At 28.4% G+C, this 23,117-nt stretch carries 18 protein-coding genes, 1 tRNA gene and 1 pseudogene; 17 read left to right on the plus strand and 3 right to left on the minus strand.

From position 1 onward, the window contains the following. Positions 1-410, plus strand: a 410-nt coding sequence (locus MBIO_RS00875; protein ID WP_041594180.1) for an IS30 family transposase, incomplete at its 5' end; no start/stop codon positions are given. A gap of 190 nt (positions 411-600) precedes the next feature. Here MBIO_RS00875 and rsmD read toward each other — a convergent pair. Further along, positions 601-1,149, minus strand: a complete 549-nt coding sequence (rsmD, locus tag MBIO_RS00880; protein WP_013526667.1) for a 16S rRNA (guanine(966)-N(2))-methyltransferase RsmD — start codon at positions 1,147-1,149, stop codon at positions 601-603. A 70-nt stretch (positions 1,150-1,219) separates the two neighbouring features. Here rsmD and def point away from each other — a divergent pair, with 70 nt between their 5' ends. From def to glyA, 13 genes and pseudogenes are all read left to right on the plus strand, one after another. Next, positions 1,220-1,789, plus strand: a complete 570-nt coding sequence (gene def, locus MBIO_RS00885; protein WP_013526668.1) for a peptide deformylase — start codon at positions 1,220-1,222, stop codon at positions 1,787-1,789. Between the two features lie 14 nt (positions 1,790-1,803). Continuing rightward, positions 1,804-3,249 (plus strand): hypothetical protein, encoded by a 1,446-nt coding sequence (locus MBIO_RS00890; protein WP_041594181.1) that lies wholly within the window; start codon positions 1,804-1,806, stop codon positions 3,247-3,249. Between the two features lie 150 nt (positions 3,250-3,399). Continuing rightward, positions 3,400-5,313 (plus strand): DNA topoisomerase IV subunit B, encoded by a 1,914-nt coding sequence (gene parE / locus MBIO_RS00895; RefSeq protein WP_013526670.1) that lies wholly within the window; start codon positions 3,400-3,402, stop codon positions 5,311-5,313. A 12-nt stretch (positions 5,314-5,325) separates the two neighbouring features. Further along, complete coding sequence (locus tag MBIO_RS00900; protein WP_041594182.1) at positions 5,326-7,896, plus strand: DNA topoisomerase IV subunit A; 2,571 nt, start codon at positions 5,326-5,328, stop codon at positions 7,894-7,896. A gap of 98 nt (positions 7,897-7,994) precedes the next feature. Continuing rightward, complete coding sequence (locus MBIO_RS00905) at positions 7,995-8,519, plus strand: metallophosphoesterase family protein (protein WP_013354362.1); 525 nt, start codon at positions 7,995-7,997, stop codon at positions 8,517-8,519. Positions 8,520-8,590: 71 nt separating this feature from the next. After that, entirely contained in the window at positions 8,591-9,523 is a 933-nt protein-coding gene (locus MBIO_RS00910; protein ID WP_013354363.1) for a Cof-type HAD-IIB family hydrolase, read from the plus strand. 2 nt (positions 9,524-9,525) lie between these two features. Continuing rightward, on the plus strand, positions 9,526-10,275 hold the full coding sequence (locus MBIO_RS00915) for a ribonuclease HIII (protein WP_013526672.1): 750 nt from the start codon (positions 9,526-9,528) through the stop codon (positions 10,273-10,275). A 269-nt stretch (positions 10,276-10,544) separates the two neighbouring features. After that, a complete protein-coding gene (dnaK, locus tag MBIO_RS00920; RefSeq protein ID WP_041594183.1) occupies positions 10,545-12,299 on the plus strand; it encodes a molecular chaperone DnaK in 1,755 nt (584 codons plus the stop codon). 188 nt (positions 12,300-12,487) lie between these two features. After that, positions 12,488-13,702, plus strand: a pseudogene (locus tag MBIO_RS05260) (replication-associated recombination protein A). A 1-nt stretch (position 13,703) separates the two neighbouring features. Then, a complete protein-coding gene (gene pheS, locus MBIO_RS00930; protein WP_013526674.1) occupies positions 13,704-14,666 on the plus strand; it encodes a phenylalanine--tRNA ligase subunit alpha in 963 nt (320 codons plus the stop codon). Next, complete coding sequence (locus tag MBIO_RS00935; protein ID WP_041594184.1) at positions 14,656-15,327, plus strand: uracil-DNA glycosylase; 672 nt, start codon at positions 14,656-14,658, stop codon at positions 15,325-15,327. The genes pheS and MBIO_RS00935 overlap by 11 nt, the downstream gene beginning before the upstream one ends. Before the next feature lies 1 nt (position 15,328). Then, complete coding sequence (locus MBIO_RS00940) at positions 15,329-17,515, plus strand: phenylalanine--tRNA ligase subunit beta (RefSeq protein ID WP_013526676.1); 2,187 nt, start codon at positions 15,329-15,331, stop codon at positions 17,513-17,515. Between the two features lie 8 nt (positions 17,516-17,523). Continuing rightward, positions 17,524-18,786, plus strand: coding sequence for a serine hydroxymethyltransferase (gene glyA / locus MBIO_RS00945; protein ID WP_013354370.1), 1,263 nt, complete (start codon positions 17,524-17,526; stop codon positions 18,784-18,786). A gap of 55 nt (positions 18,787-18,841) precedes the next feature. Here the strand turns inward: glyA and MBIO_RS00950 are convergent, their stop codons facing one another. Both MBIO_RS00950 and MBIO_RS00955 read right to left on the minus strand, forming a co-directional pair. Continuing rightward, a complete protein-coding gene (locus MBIO_RS00950) occupies positions 18,842-20,632 on the minus strand; it encodes an MATE family efflux transporter (protein ID WP_041594185.1) in 1,791 nt (596 codons plus the stop codon). A 98-nt stretch (positions 20,633-20,730) separates the two neighbouring features. Further along, positions 20,731-20,806, minus strand: a tRNA-Thr gene (locus tag MBIO_RS00955). A 249-nt stretch (positions 20,807-21,055) separates the two neighbouring features. On the opposite strand from MBIO_RS00955, the gene MBIO_RS00960 reads away from it, so the two are divergent. From MBIO_RS00960 to MBIO_RS00970, 3 genes are all read left to right on the plus strand, one after another. Further along, positions 21,056-22,177, plus strand: coding sequence for a DnaJ C-terminal domain-containing protein (locus MBIO_RS00960; RefSeq protein WP_013526678.1), 1,122 nt, complete (start codon positions 21,056-21,058; stop codon positions 22,175-22,177). 36 nt (positions 22,178-22,213) lie between these two features. After that, positions 22,214-22,690 (plus strand): hypothetical protein, encoded by a 477-nt coding sequence (locus tag MBIO_RS00965; protein ID WP_013354373.1) that lies wholly within the window; start codon positions 22,214-22,216, stop codon positions 22,688-22,690. A gap of 118 nt (positions 22,691-22,808) precedes the next feature. Further along, the gene (locus MBIO_RS00970; RefSeq protein ID WP_013354374.1) at positions 22,809-23,117 is read left to right on the plus strand and encodes a holo-ACP synthase; all 309 of its coding nucleotides are present in this window, start codon (positions 22,809-22,811) and stop codon (positions 23,115-23,117) included.

Consider the following 23,117-nt stretch of genomic DNA (forward strand, 5'->3'; position numbering starts at 1 on the left):
ATAAATTAAATGTTAAATCTATAACTCAGGATAATGGATTAGAATTTTCAACATTATTTTTCATTGGATATAAACTAAAAATTTTTATATATAAAGCTGATCCATATGCTTCTTTTCAAAGGGGTTCAAATGAAAATTTCAATGGTTTAGTTAGAAGATTTTTTAAGAAAAAAACTAATTTTGATGATATTACTGAAGAAGAAATTCTAAAAGTACAAAATGAAATAAACAATCGTCCAAGAGAAATTTTTGGATATTTATCTGCTTTGGAAATGTACGAAAAATTGAATGCAGAAAATCCTTGAAATTCAACAGGTATTGACAAATTATTATATGGAAAACAAAAGAGAAACTGAGAAAGTAACAAGAATAGAAATTTGTTTTTCAAAAAAATAGGAAAATTAAAATAATATTTTAGAAAGGGCGACAAGTCGCCAAATATTTTAGGGAGGGCTAATGCCCTCACTTTTATTTGTCCTATTGGACAAAAAATAATAACAATATTAATAATTAAAAAGGAATATCGACATGCGATATTCCAAATTTCTAGGTGTAAACTTACAGATTACAATCTAGGATAAGAAGGTATTGCCTTCTTATTTAATTATTATTTGAGATAAACAAAATATTTACTTTTCCATATTGTTTTTGTTTTTGTATTGTAAGCTTTTTTGGAATATCAATCATTAAGAAATTGTCAGTTTCTAAAATAATTAAACCATTTTTAGTTAAAAATTTATTATCAACTATTAATTCAAGAGATTTATTAATCAATTGATATTCCTTGTATGGAGCATCAATAAAAATAAAATCAAATTTACGTCCCGAATTCTTTTGTAAATAATTCAAAACATCATCTTTTACAATATCGATATTTTCAGCTTTTAGTTTTAAAGCATTATTTCTTATTGCTTTAATTGCTTCATTATTATTATCAACAGCTATTGCTTTTACCGCATAGTTGCTTAATGCTTCAAAACTAAAAGCACCACTACCTGCAAAAAGATCTAAAATGCAAGCACCTTCTAAGTTAAATCTTATTGATGAAAAAATAGCTTCACGAACACGATCCATAGTTGGTCTTGTTTCCAAAGTTTTAGGTTGTTCTATATTTAAATGACGATATTTTCCACTGATAATTCTTAACATTTTATTCTCCAAAATTAAAATTGTTACTTACATTATATTTAGTATTTAATACTTAATATATAATATTATTATGAAATATGAAATAAAACTAGTTGAATTACCTGAAAAAATTTTAAGGAAGAAATCAAAAGAAGTCAAAATTCCTCTTTCAAAAGAAGATGAAGAATTAGCTAAAAAAATGATTTATCACATAGACGAAAGCCAGAAAGAAGATTCTAAATTAGGTTTTAGACCTGGTGTTGGAGTTGCAGCTATTCAATATGGAATTCCAAAAAGAATGTTTTATATAAACATTAACAATGAAACAATAAATGGAGCTAAAATTGAAGACTTTAGAGATGTATTAATTAATCCAAAAGTTTTAGCAACCAGCGAATATGAAGTTTCATTACCTGGCGAAGGTTGTTTAAGTGTTGGGGACAACATTAAAAATCAAGAAGGCTATGTTTATCGTAAGAAAAGAATCGTTTTAGAAGCTTATTCATATTTTGAAAAGAAAGTGAAGCATTATGATTTAGTTGATTATGCAGCAATTGTTGCGCAACATGAATTTGATCACCTGGAAGGAAAATTATTCATCGATAGAATTAACAAAAAAGATCCTTTTGTAATCAAAGATGATTCAGAAATTTTAGAATAATTAATGAGGTATTTATGAGAACTTATGAAGATAATTGAAAGGCATTAGCAACTAATGGATGATGCGTCTTAATTTCCATATCTGTCTTTTTGATAGTCCTTTTGGTCGCAATTGCTATTGGGGCTAAAAGAGGATTTTATGCAGGTTTAATGTCTTTAGGATTTAACTTTTTAGGCTTTATCTTAGGTATAATTGTGGCTCCTCTTATTATTGAGCAATCAATTAGTACCAAACAGTCTAATTTAAATTTAATGAATAAACTTAAAACACTAAAACCGATGTTAGTTGGGGTCATAATTTTAGGTTTCACAGCAATTTTTGGTCTAATTGGTGAAATAGTATTTCTTTGTCTAAAAGCATTTTTCAAAAGACCAATTATTAAAAGAAAAAATAAGGGCGAAAGCGTAATATTCTACCGTTCAATGGGAGCTATCGCCTCAGGTTTAGCTTTATTACCAGGTGCAATTCTAATGACAAACTTAGTAGGTTTTGTTGATCAAAACTCTGCAATTAACAAAATCAATAACAAAGTTCTCAATTTTATTACAATTGACCAAGCAAAAGGAGTTAGTGAATATGCTCCAGGTTTAATGGCTTTAAGCAAACTTAAAAGAGATGACCAACTTAAAAAAGATGTTAATAAATTCTTCCAATCAATTTTTGATTTAAACAATTATGTTTTTCAAATGACTTCTAAAGGTACTAGCCTAAAAGCAACCGATGAGTCAATTAATGATCAAAATATAAAGACAGATAATTCGAATTTACGTCAAATTCATTTTGTTCCTCTTGCAAGTTGAAGTGATGAAGAAATCGAAAGATTGCCTAAAGTTATTGACTGATTAAATTATTGTTTCAACGATGAAGCTTCTTTTGATTTACTTAACAATAGTTACAATTATCCAACAGGCGAAACTATTAAATACTACTTTAAAGGTGTATATAGTAATGATCCTTCAAAAGCAACATGAAATACCAAAGTATTAAAATATGGCAATGTTTATTATTACAAAAAGATGAATTTTGGTGGACCAGATAGTTGGTCTCCTGCAACAACAACATATGCAGAATCACTAGAAAACAAATTTGATTTTAAAACAATGTTCTCATGAAATATTTTTAAATGATCTCAAACTTTAAGAACATTATCGAAAATAGATTTAGATTCTAAATTTGAAGTTAGTGACAGCAAAGTAGAAGACTTTACAAAAATCAAAAAAATAAAAAATAAAGATATTCAATTCAAATTAAATGTTGAAAATGAAGTTGTTAGAAATAAAATTAAATCGATTTTTTACAAATTGATTTCTCTTGAAAATGAGATATCAAACACAAAAATCGACGAATCAAAAGTATTAGGTTTCTCAACTGATTCAGCCAACAAAAATCAAATTAATGACAACACAATTAAAAGATTCCAATTGTATTTTGACAACTTACTTGATACAATTATGGGCTAATTTGGTAAATTACTTGCAAAAAGTTGCAAGTTTTTTATTTTTCATACAAAAATTGATGACTTTAATTGTTTAAATTTTTAAAAAATTTATACAAACGTAAAAATTTAAATTTATATTTAGTATTAACATTAAAAATAGTATTATTAATATATGCAAAAATATGACGAATCAAGTATACAACAATTAAAAGGCTTAGAAGCTGTTCGAAAACGTCCAGGGATGTACATTGGAAGTACAGATGTTAATGGACTTCATCACTTAATTTGAGAAATTGTCGATAACTCAATCGATGAGGCTTTAGCTGGTTATGCAAATGAAATTAGTGTAACTTTAACTAAAAATGGATCAGTCAAAGTCATGGATAATGGTCGTGGAATTCCAGTTGGTAAAACTCCTTCAGGTAAAAGTGCAGTTGAATTAGTTTTCACTGAACTTCATGCTGGTGGAAAATTTAATGAAGGAGCTTATAAAACTAGTGGTGGACTTCATGGTGTTGGGTCTTCAGTAGTTAATGCTTTAAGCACAAAATTAATTGTCACAGTTTACCGCGACAAAAAAATCTATGAAACAATTTTTGAAAATGGTGATAATATTGTCCAAAGAACACTCGAAGTTGGAAATACAAACAAACATGGTACCATGGTTGAATTTTGACCAAACTATGAAATTTTTAAACGCGCAAAATTTAGTTATGAAACTATTGCTGAACGTCTTAGAGAAAGTTGTTTTTTAATTGGTGGATTAAGAATTCACTTCAAAGATGAAATAAGTGATCGTGAAACAGAATTTATGTATGAAGATGGTCTCCATGCTTTTGTTGATTTCATTAATGATTCAAAAAATGCACTTGGGGACATCAAAACTTTTAAAGAAACAAAAAGAGATATTGAAGTCGAATGCGGCTTCCAATACACAGATAGTTATAATGAAACAGTTTTAAGTTTTGTTAATAATGTTAAGACCAAAGATGGTGGTACACATGAAATAGGACTTAAGTCTGCTTTAACTAAAACATTTAATGAATTTGCTTTAGAAGAAAAAGCTTTAAAAGGCAAAAACACTTTTGATGGTGATGACATTAGAGAGGGTCTAACTATTATTCTTTCAGTTAAGATTCCTGAAAAATTACTTGAATTTGTTAGTCAAACAAAAGAAAAGTTAGGAACACCAGAAGCTAAAGGCGTAGTTGAAGAAATAGTTTCTAAAAACTTTAAAATTTGAATTAATGAAAATAAACCATTAGCCAAAAAAATACTTGAAAAAATTAAGAGAGCTTCAGAATCTAGAGCCGCCGCAAGAAAAGCGAGAGCAGAAGCTAGAAGTACAAAAAATGCTTTAAAAGAAAAACAAATTTTAAGTGGTAAATTAACTCCAGCTCAAAGCAAAGTGCCTGCTGAAAAAGAATTATTCTTAGTCGAAGGTGACTCTGCTGGAGGTAGTGCAAAACTTGGACGTGATCGTAAATATCAAGCAATTTTACCTTTAAGAGGAAAAGTTATTAATACTGAAAAAGCTCGTCTTTTTGAGATTTTAAAAAATGAAGAAATTGGAACAATAATTAATACAATCGGCGCTGGTGTTGGTGACGAATTTGACCTTAAAAAAGCTCAATACGGAAAAGTTGTTATTATGACCGATGCCGATACTGATGGTGCTCATATTCAAATTTTATTACTTACTTTCTTCTTTAGACACATGCGCCAATTAGTTGAAAATGGAATGGTTTATATAGCTCTTCCACCTTTATTTAAATTAACTTCAACTAGAGGTAAAAAAGAAGTTTTATATGCTTGAGATGAAAATGAATTAAGAGAACTTTTACAGTTACCTAACTTTAAAAATGCTGAAGTACAACGTTATAAAGGACTTGGTGAAATGAATGCTGATCAATTGTGAGAAACCACAATGAATCCTATAACTAGAACTCTTGTACAAGTAAAAATAGAAGATGCTGCTTTAGCTGAACGTCGTGTTTCAACACTTATGGGTGACAATGTTGAACCACGTAAAGAATGAATTAACAAGAATGTTGAATTTAGTTTAGAAGATGATTTTGAAATATAGAAAGGAGCCATTATGAATAAAAATCAAGAAAACAAATTAAATGATTTATTAAGCAAGATTATTAAAGAAAATCTTGATACTATAATGGCTGACCGTTTTAGTCGTTATTCAAAATATATTATTCAACAACGTGCTTTACCTGATGTTAGAGATGGACTTAAACCTGTTCAAAGAAGAATTCTTTATTCTATGTATGAATTAGGTTTGCAATGAAATAAACCTTTTAAAAAATCTGCTCGTGTTGTTGGTGATGTTATTGGTAAATATCACCCACATGGTGATAGTTCAATTTATGAAGCTATGGTTCGTATGGCTCAAGATTGAAAAATGGGACATACACTTTTAGAAATGCATGGGAATGTTGGATCTATTGATGATGACCCTGCAGCTGCAATGCGTTATACTGAAGTTAGATTAGCTGCTTTAGCTGACTTAGTTATTGGTGACTTAAAGAAAAATACAGTTAAGTTTGCTCCTAACTTTGATGATAGTGAAAAAGAGCCAGTTGTTTTACCTTCACTTATTCCAAATTTATTATTAAATGGGGCTAAAGGTATAGCTTCAGGTTTTGCTACTGAAATGCCACCGCACAACTTAAATGAAATATTAGATGCCTCAATTGCAAAAATTAAAAACCCTGATATTCAGCTTTCAAAATTATTTAAATATGTAAAGGGACCCGATTTTCCAACAGGTGGTGTTGTCTATGGACAACAAGGAATTTATGAAGCTTTTGAAAGAGGAAGAGGAAGAATTACTCTTGTTTCAAGATATAGAACTTTTGAAGACAAAAAAAATAAATTTATCGAAATTAATGAAATTCCTTATGGTGTTATTAAATCAAAATTAGTTCATGATATTGATTTAATTATTGCTAAAGAAAGTGTTAGTGGTCTACTTGAAATTAAGGATCAATCAGACCGAAATGGAATTAGCATTCTTATCACTTTAGATAAAAAAGCCAATGAAGAAGTTATTTTAAATTACTTGCTTCAAAAAACTGAAATGCAAATTTACTATACCTATAATAATGTGGCTATTAAAAATAATTCACCACAAACTTTAGGTTTAAATGATTTATTAAATTGCTATCTTGATCACGTTCGTGATGTCAAAAGAAAAACACTCGAATTTGATTTAGTTAAATATAAAGCTAGATTAGAAATTGTTTTAGGTTTTCTTAAAGTTGCAGAAATTACTGATGAAGTAATCGCAGTTATTAGAAAAAGTGAAAACTCAAAAGCTGGTGTTATTCAAAACTTAATGAACCACTTTGGTTTTACCTTGAATCAAGCAACAGCTATTGCTGAATTAAGACTTTACAAACTTTCCAAAACTGATAAAGAAGCTTTCTTATTAGAAAAAGAAGAATTAGAAAAACAAATCAAACATGTCGAAATGTTACTAAATGATAAAGAAGCTTTTGATCAATACTTAATTGAAACATTGCAAGAAATTAAAAAACAATTTGGCCGTCCAAGAAGAACAACTATTACTGAAGAAGCATTTAAAGTAAGTTACAATGAAGCTGACTTAGTTAAAGAAGAAGAAACTTATATTGGAGTTACAAAACATGGCTACTTAAAAAGAATGAGCAACAAAGTTGTGAACTCAAATGACTTCTTAACTTATGGAATTAAAGAAGGCGACAAAATTATTTGTTTTGAAAAAAGCAACACAATTAACAATTTATTGCTTTTCACAAATTTAGGTAATTATGCAATGGTACCTATTTATAAAATAGAAGAAAGCAAATGAAAAGATTTTGGAGTTCACTTAAGTGACTTTGTTGAATTAGTTTCAGGTGAAGAATTAGTTGGCGCAATTAATGTCACTGACTTTAACATACAAAACTATGTTTGCTTATTTACTAAAGAAGCTCAAGGAAAAAGAGTTGTTTTAAAAGAATTTGAAGTTAGTCGTCCAAACAAAACTTTTACAGCTATGAAACTTAGAAAAGGTGATGAATTAGTTGGAGCTAAACTTTCAAATGGATATAAAGATGTTTTATTAATTACCAAACGTGGTATGGCTTCTTTATATACTGAAAATGATGTTCAAATTTATGGTACCAAATCAAATGGAACTAAGAGTTGTTATATGCCACCAATGGATTCAATTGTTGCTTTTGCAATGGTTGAAGCTCATGAAACTTTAGCAATGTTAGCTAATGAAACTTATGTTAAAAGAATTCATGTAAGCAACATCACTAAATCAGGCAAAAAGAATTTAGGTAAACCAATTTTTGCTCAACTTAAAACAAAACCTTATATTGTTACAGATGCCTATCCAATGACAGTTGATGATTACATTTTTGTAACAAATGATGAAAACCAAGTTTTACTCGAAAGAATTGTTGAATATCCTATTACTTCTATTAATGAAGGATTTTCAAAAATTAAGATCAATAATTCAGCTGCATTATCATTTAAAAAGAATGAAACTTCTTCATCTTCTAAACCTGTAGAAATCAAATTTGAACAACCAGCTCCTACTGAAGAAGCTAAGTTTGAAAAATCAGAAGAAACAATTGAAGTACTTTCAAAAAGAGTTGAAGAACTCTTGAAAAAATTTGGCAAATAATACTATAAAACAGTAGTTTTAGAAAAATTGAATAATTTTAAAATGGTTCTTTATGAATCATTTTTTGATTTTATTTTATAATTTTAAAAGAGAAAATTATGGAAAAAGAAATAAAAATTTTAGTAGTCAGTGATATTCACGGGAAAAAATCAATAGCTGACAAAATCTTAAAAAATGAGGACTATGATTATGCAATAAGTTGTGGCGATCATTTACTAGATAAAGACTATATGATAAGCAATTTTGATTATTGCGTTGATGGTAATAATGATATTTATTTTGACAAATATTGCTTAAACAAGCCTACTTTAGATTTCACTTTAGCTGATTATAAATTTCATGTTGAACATGGTCATATGATCGGAGATTATTGATCATTAAGAACACCAAATGTGTTATTTGATGAAACAAAAAATATAGATTGTGACTTTTTAATTTGTGGTCACTCTCATTTTCCTATTTATTATAAAGATGTTAAAACTCATAAAATTTTGTTAAACCCTGGCTCACCTTCATTGCCACGTTGAAATTCAAAACCAAGTTATGCAATAATTACTATCAAAAATGAAAAAAAATATGAAAATGTGGAAGTTATTTTCAAAGAAGTTAACGAAAAAAGTTAGTCTTTGGTAAAATTTGGGTGATATTTATTATATTTTACTTTTCTTACAATTATTACTAACGAAAGGAACAAATGAGTAACAAAAAAAATAAACCTCAATATTTATTTGCTATTGACCTTGATGGAACACTTTTAGCATCAAGTGCAACAGGTGAAGTTCATAATACAACAGCTGAAGCAATAGCAAGAGCCAAAAAAGAAGGCCACATTGTTTGTGCTTTAACTGGTAGACCATGAAGAAGTACAAAACCAATTTATAAAGCTTTAGGACTTGATACGGTTGTAGCTAACTACAATGGTGCACAAATTCACCACCCTGAAGATGAAAACTTTATTCCTTACATCAAATATTTAGACTTAAACGAAATGCTCTATATTTTAGGAGACCCTATAGTTAAAAATGAAATTAGCAATGTTGCTATTGAGGGACCTGGTTGAGTTCAACTTCAACATAGAGATCCTGATTTAGAAAGAGTTTTTGGATTCTCAAGCAGTGCTAAATTTATCGTTGGTTTAAATTTTGAAAAAATTCCTCTTAAACCAACTGGAATTATTTTTGATGTTAAAGAAACCACAGATGTTGAAGCATTAAGAAAATACTTAAGAGCTAAATATGGTGACTTAGGTGAATTCTCATACTGATCAAAAGGTGAAGGTTTAACTCCAGTTTTTGATATTACTAATGTTTCGGTTAATAAAGGTAGAGCACTTTCATTATTAGCTAGATACTATGGAATTGATTTAGAACACACTGTAGCATTTGGTGATGGTTTCAACGATGTGCCTATGTTTAAAGTTGCTAATATTTCTGTAGCTGTTGGTAATGCACCAGATGCAGTTAAAAAATATGCAACAATCAAATTAAAGAAAACAAACCGCCAGGGAGCAGTTGGTGAATACATCAATAAATTCCTTGATAATCCTGAAAAAGAAATAGAAAAAAGTAATAAAGTTATGGCTAAATTAATTAAACGTCGTGACGAAGAAGCAGATTTGGAAGACTAATTATGAAATTTCTTGAATACAATTTTTCTTTGGATATTAAAGACAAAAAACTCATTGGAGTTGACGAAGTAGGAGTGGGCGATTATTTTGGTCCACTTTGTTGTGCTGCAGTCTTTATTCCTCAAGATAAGATTCAAGAAGTTATTGATTTAGGTGTCAAAGATAGCAAAAAATTAAGTGATAAACAAATTAAAATGATGGCTTATAAACTTAAAAAAATTGTTAAGTATGCAATTCATCATTTAAGTCCAAAAGGTTACAATACATTAAATAAAACTTACAATGGAAATTTTTTAAAAATGTTTACACATTTAAGTGCAATTAGTTCACTTCAAGAAAAAATAGGCGCTGTAGATTATGTTTTTATTGATCAATATTCAACAAAAAGCAGTATTGAAAGATATTACACAGATTTAGTTAAGCTAAATAATTGAGCTGACTTTAATCAAATTCAAGGTGATATTTTACTTGCTTATAAAGCAGAAAGTATTAGCCTTGAAGTAGCTTGTGCATCTATTATTGCAAGAGATTATTTTTTATACTTTATGCAAAAAATGAATGAGCAATATAATTGCAAATTTCCCTTTGGAGCAGGCTCAAAAGTCAAAGAATTTGCTCGTGAATTCTTCAAAAATCATCCTGACAGTGAAACAAAAAATAATGTTTGTAAAAAGAATTTTAAAATGGATTTAGAAGATCAAAACACAACAACTATTAATTTGTTTGCAACAGATTTTGAAAATAAAAAATAATTAAATTCAACTTTTCTAAAGCAAAAAATAAAAAAATATTATAATTTTTATGCAAATTAGAGACGTGCGGATCTAATTATTTTTTTATTCTTTTTTATTGATTATATATTAATCGAAATTTAATTTTTCTTTTTAGTAAGCAATATTTATTGAGTAATTATTGAGTTAATTTGTTAAAAAAAATTGAAAAATTTAGCACTTTTATGTTGTGAGTGCTAAAAATGTGTTATTATTTATACATATACTAAAACGTATTTGAAAGGAAAATTATGGCAAAAGAAACTATTATTGGTATAGACTTAGGTACAACTAACTCAGCTGTAGCTATTGTTGATGGTGGTACACCAATCGTTCTTGAAAACTACAATGGTAAAAGAACAACTCCATCTGTTGTAAGTTTCAAAGATGGCGAAATTATTGTTGGTGAAAATGCCAAAAACCAAATCGAAACAAACCCAGATACTATTGCATCTGTAAAAAGATTCATGGGTACAAAAAAAATATTTAAAGCAAATGGAAAAGAATACAAACCAGAAGAAATTTCAGCTATTATTCTTGACCACTTAAGAAAATATGCAGAAGAAAAAGTTGGACACAAAATTGAAGCTGTTATTACAGTTCCTGCTTACTTTGACAATGCACAACGTGAAGCCACAAAAATCGCAGGTAAAATTGCAGGTTTAGACGTTCTTCGTATTATTAACGAACCTACTGCTGCTGCTTTAGCATTTGGACTTGATAAAACAAACAAAGAAATGAAAGTTCTTGTATTTGACCTTGGTGGTGGTACATTCGACGTTTCAATTCTTGAATTAGCTGATGGTACATTTGAAGTTCTTGCAACTTCAGGTGACAACAAACTTGGTGGTGATGACTGAGACCATGAAATTGTAGATTGATTAGTTGCTAAAATTAAAAACGATCACAAAATTGACATTCGTGAAAACAAAATGGCAATGGCTCGTCTAAAAGCTGCTGCTGAAAAAGCAAAAATTGACTTATCTTCATCATTAGTTGCTCACATTTCATTACCATTCCTTGTTTTATTAGACAATCATGAACCTATTAACGTTGAAGCTGAATTAAAACGTAGTGAATTCGAAAAAATGACTGCAAAACTTGTTGAACGTTGCCGTAGACCAATACAAGATGCTTTAAGTGAAGCTAAACTCAAGATTTCAGACTTAGATGAAATCTTACTTGTTGGTGGTTCAACACGTATTCCTGCTGTTCAAGCTCTTGTTGAAAAAATATTAAATAGAAAACCAAATAAATCAGTTAATCCTGATGAAGTTGTTGCAATGGGTGCTGCAATTCAAGGCGCTGTTCTTGCAGGTGACATTAACGACATTCTTTTAGTTGACGTTACACCTCTTACACTTGGTATTGAAACAGCTGGTGGTATCTCAACACCTCTTATTCCAAGAAACACACGTATTCCTATTACAAAGAGTGAAACATTTACAACATTTGAAAACAACCAAACAGATGTTACAATTAAAATTGTTCAAGGTGAAAGACCAGTTGCTTCAGAAAACAAATTATTAGGTCAATTTAACTTAACAGGTATTCGTCCAGCTCCTCGTGGAATTCCACAAATCGAAGTAAGTTTCAAAATTGATGCTAACGGTATAACAACAGTTTCTGCAAAAGATAAAGATACTCAAAAAGAACAAAGTATTACTATTAAAAACTCATCAAAACTTTCTGAAGAAGAAGTTGAAAGAATGATTAAAGAAGCTGAAGAAAACCGTGAAGCTGATGCAAAACGTGCTGCAGATATAGAAATTATTGTTCGTGCTGAAACAATGGTTGCTAAATTTGAAAGTGTTTTAGAAGAAAACAAAGACAAATTAACACAAGATCAAATTAATCAAGCTCAAGCTGAAATTGACAAAATCAATGGTTTTATCAAAGAAAAAGAATATGACCAACTTCGTTTAACAATCAAAGCTTTTGAAGAATTATTAGATTCAATGAGCAATGCAGACTCATCATCATTTAAAGAAGAAGATGCTGAATAGTTAATTTAAAAATAAAAAAGTGCCAAATGCTGGTACTTTTTTATTTTTCAATAACTAAAATAAAGCTTTTATTGAATAAAAGTATACTTTTAATATATAAAATAACCAAAAAAATGAACAAAATTAATTTTTTTAATTTTTTTATGCTTTTTTGCTAGCATTTTACTCTTTTAGAATAAAATAAGAATATGAAAAATTTAGCTAATGAAATAAGACCAAGAACTTTAGATGACATTGTCGGCCAAAAGCATGTTGTCTCTTTATTAAAAGAAATAGTTAAAAATAAAGCCTCAACAAGCTTTATATTTTTTGGTGAAAGTGGAACTGGAAAAAGCTCAGCAGCAGTTGCTCTTGCTAATGACTTAAAACTTAAATATGGTTATTTTAATGCAACAATCAACAATAAAGATGAATTGGTCAATACCATTCAAACAAATGACATCATTATTATTGATGAAATTCACAGATTAAATAAAGACAAACAAGACATCTTACTTTCTTATTTAGAATATGACAAAATAATTGTTTATGCAACTACAACTGAGAATCCTTATTTTAAAGTCAATCCAGCTTTAAGAAGCAGAATGCAAATCTTGCAATTTAATAAACTTAGTGAAGAAGAAATTTTATTTGGACTTAAAAAAATCATCAAAACTTATTATCCAAAATTTAAAATCAAAGATGACATACTAAAAGTATTAATCAAAAATTCAACTGGCGATTATCGATCTTGTATTAACAATTTGCAAATTTTAACTTTACTTAATAAAGACAAAGAAGTCACTGAAGAAAGCATAAAAACTTTAATTCCAAATGTCAACTTTTATAGTGATAAAGAATCAAATGCTCACTACAACAACCTATAAGCATTTCATAAATCATTAAGAGGAAGTGATGTTGATGCAGCACTTTATTATGGAGCTTTAATCTTAAAAACAGGCGACTACATGGGTCTTTTTAGAAGATTAACAGCAGCCACATATGAAGATGTAGGTTTAGCTGATCCAACATTACCAATGCGAGTAGAAGCTGCTTTTAATGCAGTGGAAAGATTAGGTTTTCCTGAAGCTTACTTACCTTTATATTACATAATAATTTCAGTAGCAATAGCTCCTAAAAGTAACACAGTTTATAAAGCAATTCAAAAAGTTGAACCTTTTATTGAGCAAGGTAACATTTATGAAATACCAAAACATTTAAGAGATGCACACTATAAATCAGCAAGCAAATTAGGAGATGGTCTTGATTATAAATATCCGCATGATTTTCCTAATCACTGGGTAAAACAGGAGTATTTGCCAAAAAGAATAGCAAGTAAAAAGTTTTTTGAACCAGATAATAATGATTCACCAAGCTTACTAAAATATTACAATTTTATAAAAAACATTAAAGGAGATAAATAACATGAATGATATTAAATGAGAAGAAATCAAAACATTTGAAGATTTAAAATTAGCTAAAAGCAAAGTATATTCAAAGGACTCTGAAATAGTTCAATTACAAACAAAAATTAGAACAGCTTCGCCTGAAGAGAAAAAAGAAATAGGTCAAAAAATTGCAACTTTAAGAAACTTTTATGAAGAAAAATTCAAAGAAATTGAATTTAAAATTGAAGCCGATAAAATCAAAAAAATAATTGAAAGCCAATATGTTGATGTAACTAAACCAGTTGACAATCCTGGTTCATTGCACCCAATTACAATAGTAGAAAATAGACTTAGAGATTGATTTATTCAAAACGGATATTTTGAATCAAATGAAAGTGAAATTGTTAGCGATGTTTATAATTTTCAAAAATTAAACATTCCTGAAGATCACCCTGCTCGTGCTATGCACGATTCATTATATTTAAATCCAACAACTCTTTTAAGAACACACAACACTGGAATTAGTGCACTTGAACTTGAAAGAAATGCAAACAAAGAAATGAATAATTTCGCTATTGGAAAAGTTTATCGTAATGATGAAGATGATGCAACTCACTCACATCAATTTACACAATTAGACTTTGTCAGTGTTGGCAAAAGTGTAAGCTTCAACAATTTAATTTGAACACTAAAATCACTTCTTTCTTATGTATTTGAAGAAGAAGTTGAACTAAGACTTAGACCAAGTTATTTCCCTTTTACTGAACCAAGTGTTGAAGTTGATGTTTATTATAAAAATGGTTGAATCGAAGTTTTAGGTGCTGGTATGCTTCATCCAAATGTTATGGAACTTGCAGGTTATGATTCAAAAGAATTTAACGGTTTTGCTGCAGGCATTGGAATTGAACGTTTGACAATGATTAAATACAACATCAAGGATGTTAGAGAATTCTATAAAAATGACTTGAGAACTTTAAATCAATTTAACTATGAAGAATAGCTTCCAAACATTTTTAAAACAAGAAGAATCTAAAAACTATTATCAAGAATTAATAAAAAAAGTTACTCAAGAAGAACAAAAACACAATGTTTTTCCACCTAAAGAATTACGTTTTGATGCTTTAAATTATTTTGAAGCAGAAGAGACTAAATTAATAATAATTGGACAAGATCCTTATTATTTAAAAAACCAAGCAGATGGTTTAGCTTTTAGTACTCAAGGCAATATTTGTCCTAAAAGTTTAAACAATATTTTTAAAGAATTAAAGAAAGATTATTCTGAAACAAACATTGAAACTTATAGCTTAAAAAGTTGAGCAAAACAAGGAGTTTTATTAATTAATACTTGTTTAAGTGTTAATGAAAATCAACCATTAAGCCATAAGAATTTTGGCTGAGAAATATTTGTTATTAATTTAATTAAATACATTTTGAAAAAAAATAAAAATGTCATATTTGGCATCTGAGGAAATGATGCAAAAAGAATATTGCAAATTGTTCAAAATGACTATAAAATAGATGAAAACAAAATTATTTTTACTTCTCACCCTTCCCCTCTTGCATATTCAAAAACAACTAATAGTTTTAAAGATTCAAAGTTTTTTATAAGAGTAAATTCATTATTAAAAAATCCAATTAATTGAGATTTAAGAAAGGATTAATATGATTATTTCATTAAGAGAATTAAATAAATTTATGCCTAAAATTAAGTTAGATGAAACTATTGAAAAGGTCATTAATAATTTAGGTTATGAAGTTGAAAGCATGACTAAATTTAGTGATGTTAAAGGAATTAAGTTTGCTAGAATAATTGATGTTAAACCTAATCCAAAATCAAATGGTTTAACAATTGTTGAAGTTGAAACTGATAAAGGAAAATTAACAATTCAAACCAAAGCACAAAATGCGCAGAAGAACAAAATAGCTGTTATTTTTGTTAAAGGAAGTCAAAAAGGCGACTTTGTATTTCAAGATAAAGAAATGGCAGGCGTTGTTTCTCAAGGTATGTTTTCAGGTTATAGTGAGTTAGGTTATGATCCAAATAAATTGCCTTTTGATAAAGATGATATTATTTTGTTAAATCCTAATAGATATACAAGTTTAAAAACTGATCCTATGGAATATTTTGGCTTAAATGACTATATTATTGATATTACCACTCCAGCAAATAGAGGCGATTCAAATAGTTATTATGTTTTAGCTCAAGAAATAGCAGCCTACTATCAAACTCCTTTTAAATGATTTGATTACAAGAAAAACTACAAAACTGGAATTCACAAACAAATTCAAAAAGTTGATAATGGTGAAGCGAATGCTTTAAGTTTTCTAGAATGCAGATTCAAACACAAAGACACTAAAATCGAAGATATGTTATTTTTAGCAAAACATAATGTAGAAGCTAAAAATGTTTGAGCAATAGATGTTACAAATTTAAACTTAATTTATACTGGTGCTCCAACTCATGTTTATGATCGCAGCGAAATAGGCGAAGAATTAACTTGCAAAAAATATAGTGGCAAAGTTACTATTTTAGGTAATAAAGAAATTGAAGTAAAAAATGCTTTAGCTATTTATTCAAAAGATAAAGTAGTTTCATTAGCTTCAGTTATGGGCTTAGAAGAAACTGCAGCAAATCGTAAAAGTAAATATGTTGTTTTTGAAATTGGTAATTTTAATCCTTCTGATGTTAGACATACAGCTAAAGAAATTAAAATTGATTCAGCTTCATCATTGCAAGGCGGTAAGGTTTTAAGTACAGAATTAGTAAGAAATGGTATGGAATATTTAAAATATAAAGCTTTTGAAGATAAGCAACCTTCTTCAGTTTTAATTAATTTGCCATCAAAGACTAAGAATAAAATTTTCTTACAACAAAAGAAATTATTAGGAAAATACTCAGGATTGCAAATCAAGGATTTGGACAAAGAATTTGAAAAAGTTGAGGATCAATTGCAAAGAATTGGATTCAAAATATTTTATAATCGTCTTTCAGCTCCAACTTATAGAACTGATTTAAATTGTTATGAAGACATAATTGAAGAATACTTTAGATTCTATGGTTATGACAAATTTAAAACTGAAGCTCCTGCATTAGCTCCATTTAAAATTAACAAAAGGAATAATGATAAAAGCTTATTACAATCAATGGGTTATCAAGAAGTAAGAACATTTACTTTAACAAATATTGATGCTCTTAAATTTAATCCTTTTGAATTTAAAGAAGATTTAAAACTTCAAACTTTTGTTTCAAAAGAAAGAGAAGCAATTAGAAATTCAATTGTTCCTTCACTTTTAGAAGTTGCAGAATACAACCTAAAAAGAAAAATGAATCGTTTAAATTTATTTGAATGTGGAATGATTAATAATGGAAAATATGTTTACGGTTTACTATCAAATACAAAAACTTTTGAACAAGTAAAACAAGATGTAGTTAACTTTTTAAATGATAATAATTTAGTATTTAAACCTTTTAAAGATAATCAATTTATACATCCAAATGTATCAGCAAAAATTTACCAAAACAACAGTTTTATAGGTTGATTAGGAAAAGTAAACCCTTCATATAATAGTGTAGATGCTTGAGTTTGTGAAGTACATAAAGAAGTAAATAAAGGCTATAAATTATTTGAAAATTATGATTCAACACCATTTAAATCAATTGACTTAACTTTCGAATTAAAACCACATCAATCAATTGATGATAAAATTATTGAAATCAAAAAAGTAGCTTTTATTTTTGAAATTTATCAAATTGATGAATTTGCAAAACCAGAATCAAGAAATGTTACTTTAAGAATTATTGGAAGCAATGAAGAAATTCAAAAAATCAATAATGAATTCAATAATTAGGAGGCATTATGTATAACAAAATTAAATTATTGGACAAAAAAATTGAAGAAGCAATTAACAATGAAACTGATCGCCAAAATAATCATATTGAATTAATTGCATCAGAAAACTATGTTTCAGAAGATGTTTTAAAAGCAACAGGAAGCATTCTAACAAATAAATATGGTGAAGGTTATCCTTACCGTAGATATTATGGTGGCTGCGAAAATGTTGATGTTGTTGAAAATTTAGCAATCGAAAGAGCCAAAAAATTATTTAATGTTAAATTTGCTAATGTTCAACCTTATTCAGGCAGTGTTGCTAATGCAGCAGCCTTAGCTTCTTTAGCAAAAACAGGCGAAAAAATTATGGGGCTTTCACTTGCATCGGGTGGTCACTTAACTCATGGTTACAAGATTTCATTTAGTGGAATTTTATATAATAGCGTTTCATATGAAGTAGATAAAAATGGATTCTTAGATTATGAAGCAATTAAAAAAATAGCTATTAAAGAAAAACCAAAAGTAATTATTGCTGGTTACTCAGCTTATTCAAGAATTATTGATTGAGCAAAATTTAGAGAAATTGCAGATGCATGCGGTGCTTACTTGATGGCTGATATTGCGCATATTTCAGGTTTAATTATTGCAGGTGTACATCCTAGTCCAGTAGGCTATGCTGATGTTATTACCACTACAACTCATAAAACTTTAAGAGGTGCTAGAGGTGCAATTATAATGACTAACAATGAAGAGTTAGCTAAGAAAATTGATCGCTGAGTATTTCCTGGATATCAAGGTGGGCCTCTATTCCATACAATAGCAGGTAAAGCTGTGGCTTTTGGAGAAGCGTTATTGCCTTCATTTAAAGAATATGGTAAAAAAATAGTAGAAAATTCTAAAGAATTTGCACAAGCATTTTTAGATAAAAACGTTGCTATTGTTTCTGGTGGAACTGATAACCATTTATTTACAATCAATGTATATCAAAGCTATAAAATTTCAGGTAAAGATGCTGAAAGTTTGTTAAATAAATTTAACATAACAGTTAACAAAAATACAGTGCCTTTTGACACTTTAAGTCCTATGATTGCGAGCGGTATTAGATTAGGCACAGCAGCTATGACTTCAAGAAAATTTACTAAATGAAGAGAGCTAGCTGATATTATTGATACTATCTTAAAGAATCATGAAACTATTCTAAAACCAGAAAGTGAAAAGTTATTTAATAGCCTTAAAAAGAAGGTTAGAGATTTCACTAAAAAATTCCCAATCATTACTGTTTATAGATAAAGACGTCAAAAATGCATCTTTATCTTTTTATAAAAAAACTTGCTAAATAGCAAGTTTAATTTTGCATTTGAAGAACAGGCTGATCTTTATTACTATCATCCTCTTGTTCAAGTTGTTTTTTATATTCTTCTTCAAGTTTTGCGGCTTCTGCAAAGAATTTGTGTTCAAGTTTTCTACTTCAAGTAAGTTTAGCTTGATCAATTTTAGGTATAACTTTAGAGACATAAATGTAGCTTCAAATTAATAAAATTATTGAAGCGACTAAAGCATTAGCAATGAATGCTGCAACCATTATTCAGTTAGCAATATATTTGCTTCCAAATTTGTTGAAAATACCAATGGCAATACCAAACATACTTGGCATAATTACAGCAAAAGTTATAAAGTTTTCCATAATTGAAGCCATTATTGATTTACCAATATCATTTGTTCCTTGGAAAACAAGAAGTGAGCTAATTGATAAACTCAAAGCAATAACTCTTAGTGTAACTATTCTAATAAATAAAGTAGTTCCAGCAGCTCTATCTGGTTGAACATTAAGCGCAATTAATCATAAGTTATCAGCTGTAGCAGCTACAAAACTGTAAGCCAAAATTGAATAGATAACTGCAGATAACATAGTTCAAAGATAAACTTCTTTGCATCTTTTAAAGTTTCTTCGCGTATAGTTATATGACATTAAGCTTCTAGCTCCATCATTAATACCAAAAATAGAAACTAAGAATAATGAAACAATCGGCATACCTTTTGACCAATAATATTGGAATGAAAGTGGTTCCGCAAAAGGAGTTTTGGTTAAGAAAATGTTCATAACAGCAAATGAAATAGCAACACCAAATGATCTTATGAAACCACTAAAACCTAAGGCAAAAGTAGGCAACAATAATTTTTTATTAAATTTAAATTTGAATAAGTGTCCAAGCGAAAGTCAGGTTTTATTCCGCTTGCTATTAATTACCACATAAGCTAAGTAGGCAGTTAAGTTAATTGACCAACCAATAATAGTAGCAACAACACCACCTAATACACCCATTTTACATGGCACAATAAATACTCAGTCTAAAACAACATTTACAATGTTTGCTCCAATAACTCAGCCCATAACATAAGCGTTATAGCCTTCTGCTCTAATAAAGTAAGATAAAAGCATTGAAAGACCTTGAAGTATTGTTCCTGAGGCATAAATATAAACATATTGTTTTGCTCAATGAACACTAAGATGTCTTGAAGCATCATAAAATGCTTGTAGTGTTTCATTGTCTTCTTTAGTCATTAAGGTTAAATTTCTAATATTAGTTTTACCTGCAAAAGCATCAACAAGACCCGATCATATAAAGATAAATGACATTAAGGTTGCTAAGAATGATAAAGCTACTGTCATTCAAAACATAGTTGCTCACAAGTCTCTTCCACTTTTTTCTAATTTTTTAGAAATACATTTTGTGTAATAAATACTTGCACCAACAGGTACTAAAAATACTATTGAGTTAGAAAAAATAATTAAAGGTTGAATTGCAGCTGTGGTCATTGAAACAACCCCATTAGCATCAATTTTTCCTAAATTCAGATCTTTATAACTGGAGTTATTTATGATATCCAAGTATTTCTGCTTCAATTCGTTTGAAGTTAAAGAGTTTAAAGTATCTGGTAAAAATTGAATCATTTCGCTTCAAATATTTCTATTATCAGGAACAAATTTTTGTAAGAAAACTTGATCAATAAAAGTATATAAACCAAACATTAAACTACTTAATAAAGAGGGAATGGCAACTATTCAAATAGCTTTCTTTATTGGAGTATTTGCAAATAATTTTTCTGCTCTTTCCTGTTTAGTTATTTTTGACATTTCAACCTCCTTTATATGAAAAATAAAAATTCATAATGGAAAAATCATACCATTATAGTCATTCTATTAAAAATAAAATTGGTGTTTAATAAAACAAATGGTGCCGACAACTGGACTTGAACCAGCGACCCCATCCTTACCATGGATGTGCTCTACCGACTGAGCTATGACGGCTAATTATGTTTTTTATTATAACAAAAATCATAGTATTTTTAAAAAAATAATAAATATTTATTGGGTAAATTTTTAAAAATATTTGCTATGTATTTCAATATTTTTAAAATTAATATTTTTACGAAAATCACTGTTTTATAAGCTTTTTTGTAAAATTAATCAATCAAAATTTTAATTAACATTTTATATATATAAAAGTTATTTAAAGAAAATTTAGCACTCTCGATATAAATGTGCTAAAATAGAAATATGCCTAAAAAGAATTATTATGATGTGCTAGGTGTTCCAAAAACAGCTAGTGAAAGAGAAATTAAAACTGCTTACCGTAAATTAGCAATGAAATATCACCCTGATAAATTAAAAGATGGTACCAGTGATCAAAAGATGCAAGAGCTAAATGAAGCTTATGAAGTTTTAAGTGATCCAACCAAAAAATCTAATTATGATCGTTTTGGTTCACCAGATGGTCCACGACCTGGACAAGGTTTTGGAATGAACTTTGGTGGAGAAATGAGAGACTTTAGCAAGTTTACTCAAAATATTTTTGATACAGTATTCAATTTTGGAGGTGGAGCTTCAAAACAAAAATCTTCAAAAGTAGAAAAAGCAAGAGGCGATGATATTTACACTGAAATTGTAGTTGATTTCATTGAAGCTGTTAAAGGTAAAGAGTTTAAAGAAAAATTAAATAAATTTGAATTATGTAGTAGATGTAAAGGAACAGGAGCTGATAATCCAAGTGATGTTAGAACTTGTAATGTTTGTCAAGGAAAGGGACAAAAAGAAACACAAACACGTTCTGTACTAGGTTACATGAAAATGGTTTCAACATGTGATAAATGTAATGGAACAGGTAAATTAATTGGCAAAACTTGTCGTGAATGTAATGGATCTTTATATACGAAAAAATTAAAAAATGTTACTTTCAAAATTCCGGAAGGTTCAGACAGCGGCGACAAAATTAAAATCGATGGTTATGGCGAAAAAGGTCGTAATGGTGGTGAATCAGGTGACTTATACATTGTTATCATTGTTAAAGAACATAAATACTTCAAGAGAAATGGTCTAGATTTATTCTTAGAATTGCCAGTTTCTTTCTTAGATATTGTTAAAGAAAATTCAGTTTTAGTTCCAACACCATACGGATTTGAAAGAATTAAAATGAAAAATACTTACCAATTTGGTAAAGTTCTTAATTTAACAGGAAAAGGGATTAGAACTAAAAAAGGAACGGGAAATCTAAAAGTAGCTCTTCAAGTTGTTATGCCTAATTTCACAAGTGACCAATATAATGAAATGGCAAAAATTTTAGAACCATATGAAGATAATGTTAATGCAGAATTTTCAGAATTAGTTAAAAGCGAAAAATAATATAAGCCCTAGCGGCTTTTTTTATATAATTAAATCATGAAAAATGACAAATTAGTTCAAGAAAAATTAAACCAAATTAATGGCACATATGATGAAAATTCAATGTTTAAAAGTTTAATTAATAGCGATGAAGAATTGCTCAAAAATTTTAAATTGTTTTGTGAAATTTATCAAAACAACAATTTTCTTGAACAAAAATTTTTAAACCATACAGTCAATGAATTTAAGAGAAATAAAAATGAAGAAATTGATTTATTTGACTTAAAAAAATGAATCGATTTAAAAAATAAAGTTGATTCATATGACACTCAAAATTTTGATTTATCAAACAATTTTTTCAAGAAAATGTCTTTAAAATCAGGAGAATTGTCATTTCTTTATGATTCATTTATTAATGAAAATGATGAATTTGGCGAATTTGATTTTGGAGAGGAATCAAGATTCAATAATAATGAAACTTCAGTCATTGCAAAAACAACAGAAGTTGTAGTTAACAAAGTTTTAAAACTATAACAAAAGTTGTTTTTTTATTTTTCTTTTATATATAAAAGCCTTTTGATTTTTAAGGAAAAAAGTTGCTTTTGTAATTAAATTTAAGTATAATACTAAATATTAAAATATAATTAGAACTATGATAGGTGTTGATTTAGTTAAAATTTCCAGATTTGAAAAAGCAAAAATTGATTTTGTTAAAAAGTTTTTACATCCAAACGAACTGGAAAAATATTTGCTGATAAAAGACAATTATTTGAAAAGTAAATTTTTAGCAGCAATTTGAGCAATAAAAGAAGCAATGTTTAAAGTTGACAATTCTTTGTTCGAATTTAAAAACATTAAACTTCAAAAAGAAAACGAAAGTTGACAACATAAAAATTTTGATATTTCAATTTCACATGAAGATGACTATTTAGTAGCTGTGGTTTTGAAAAAGAAGGAGTAA

The sequence above is a fragment of the Mycoplasmopsis fermentans PG18 genome (assembly GCF_000209735.1).
GTDB lineage: Bacteria > Bacillota_I > Bacilli_A > Mycoplasmatales > Metamycoplasmataceae > Mycoplasmopsis > Mycoplasmopsis fermentans.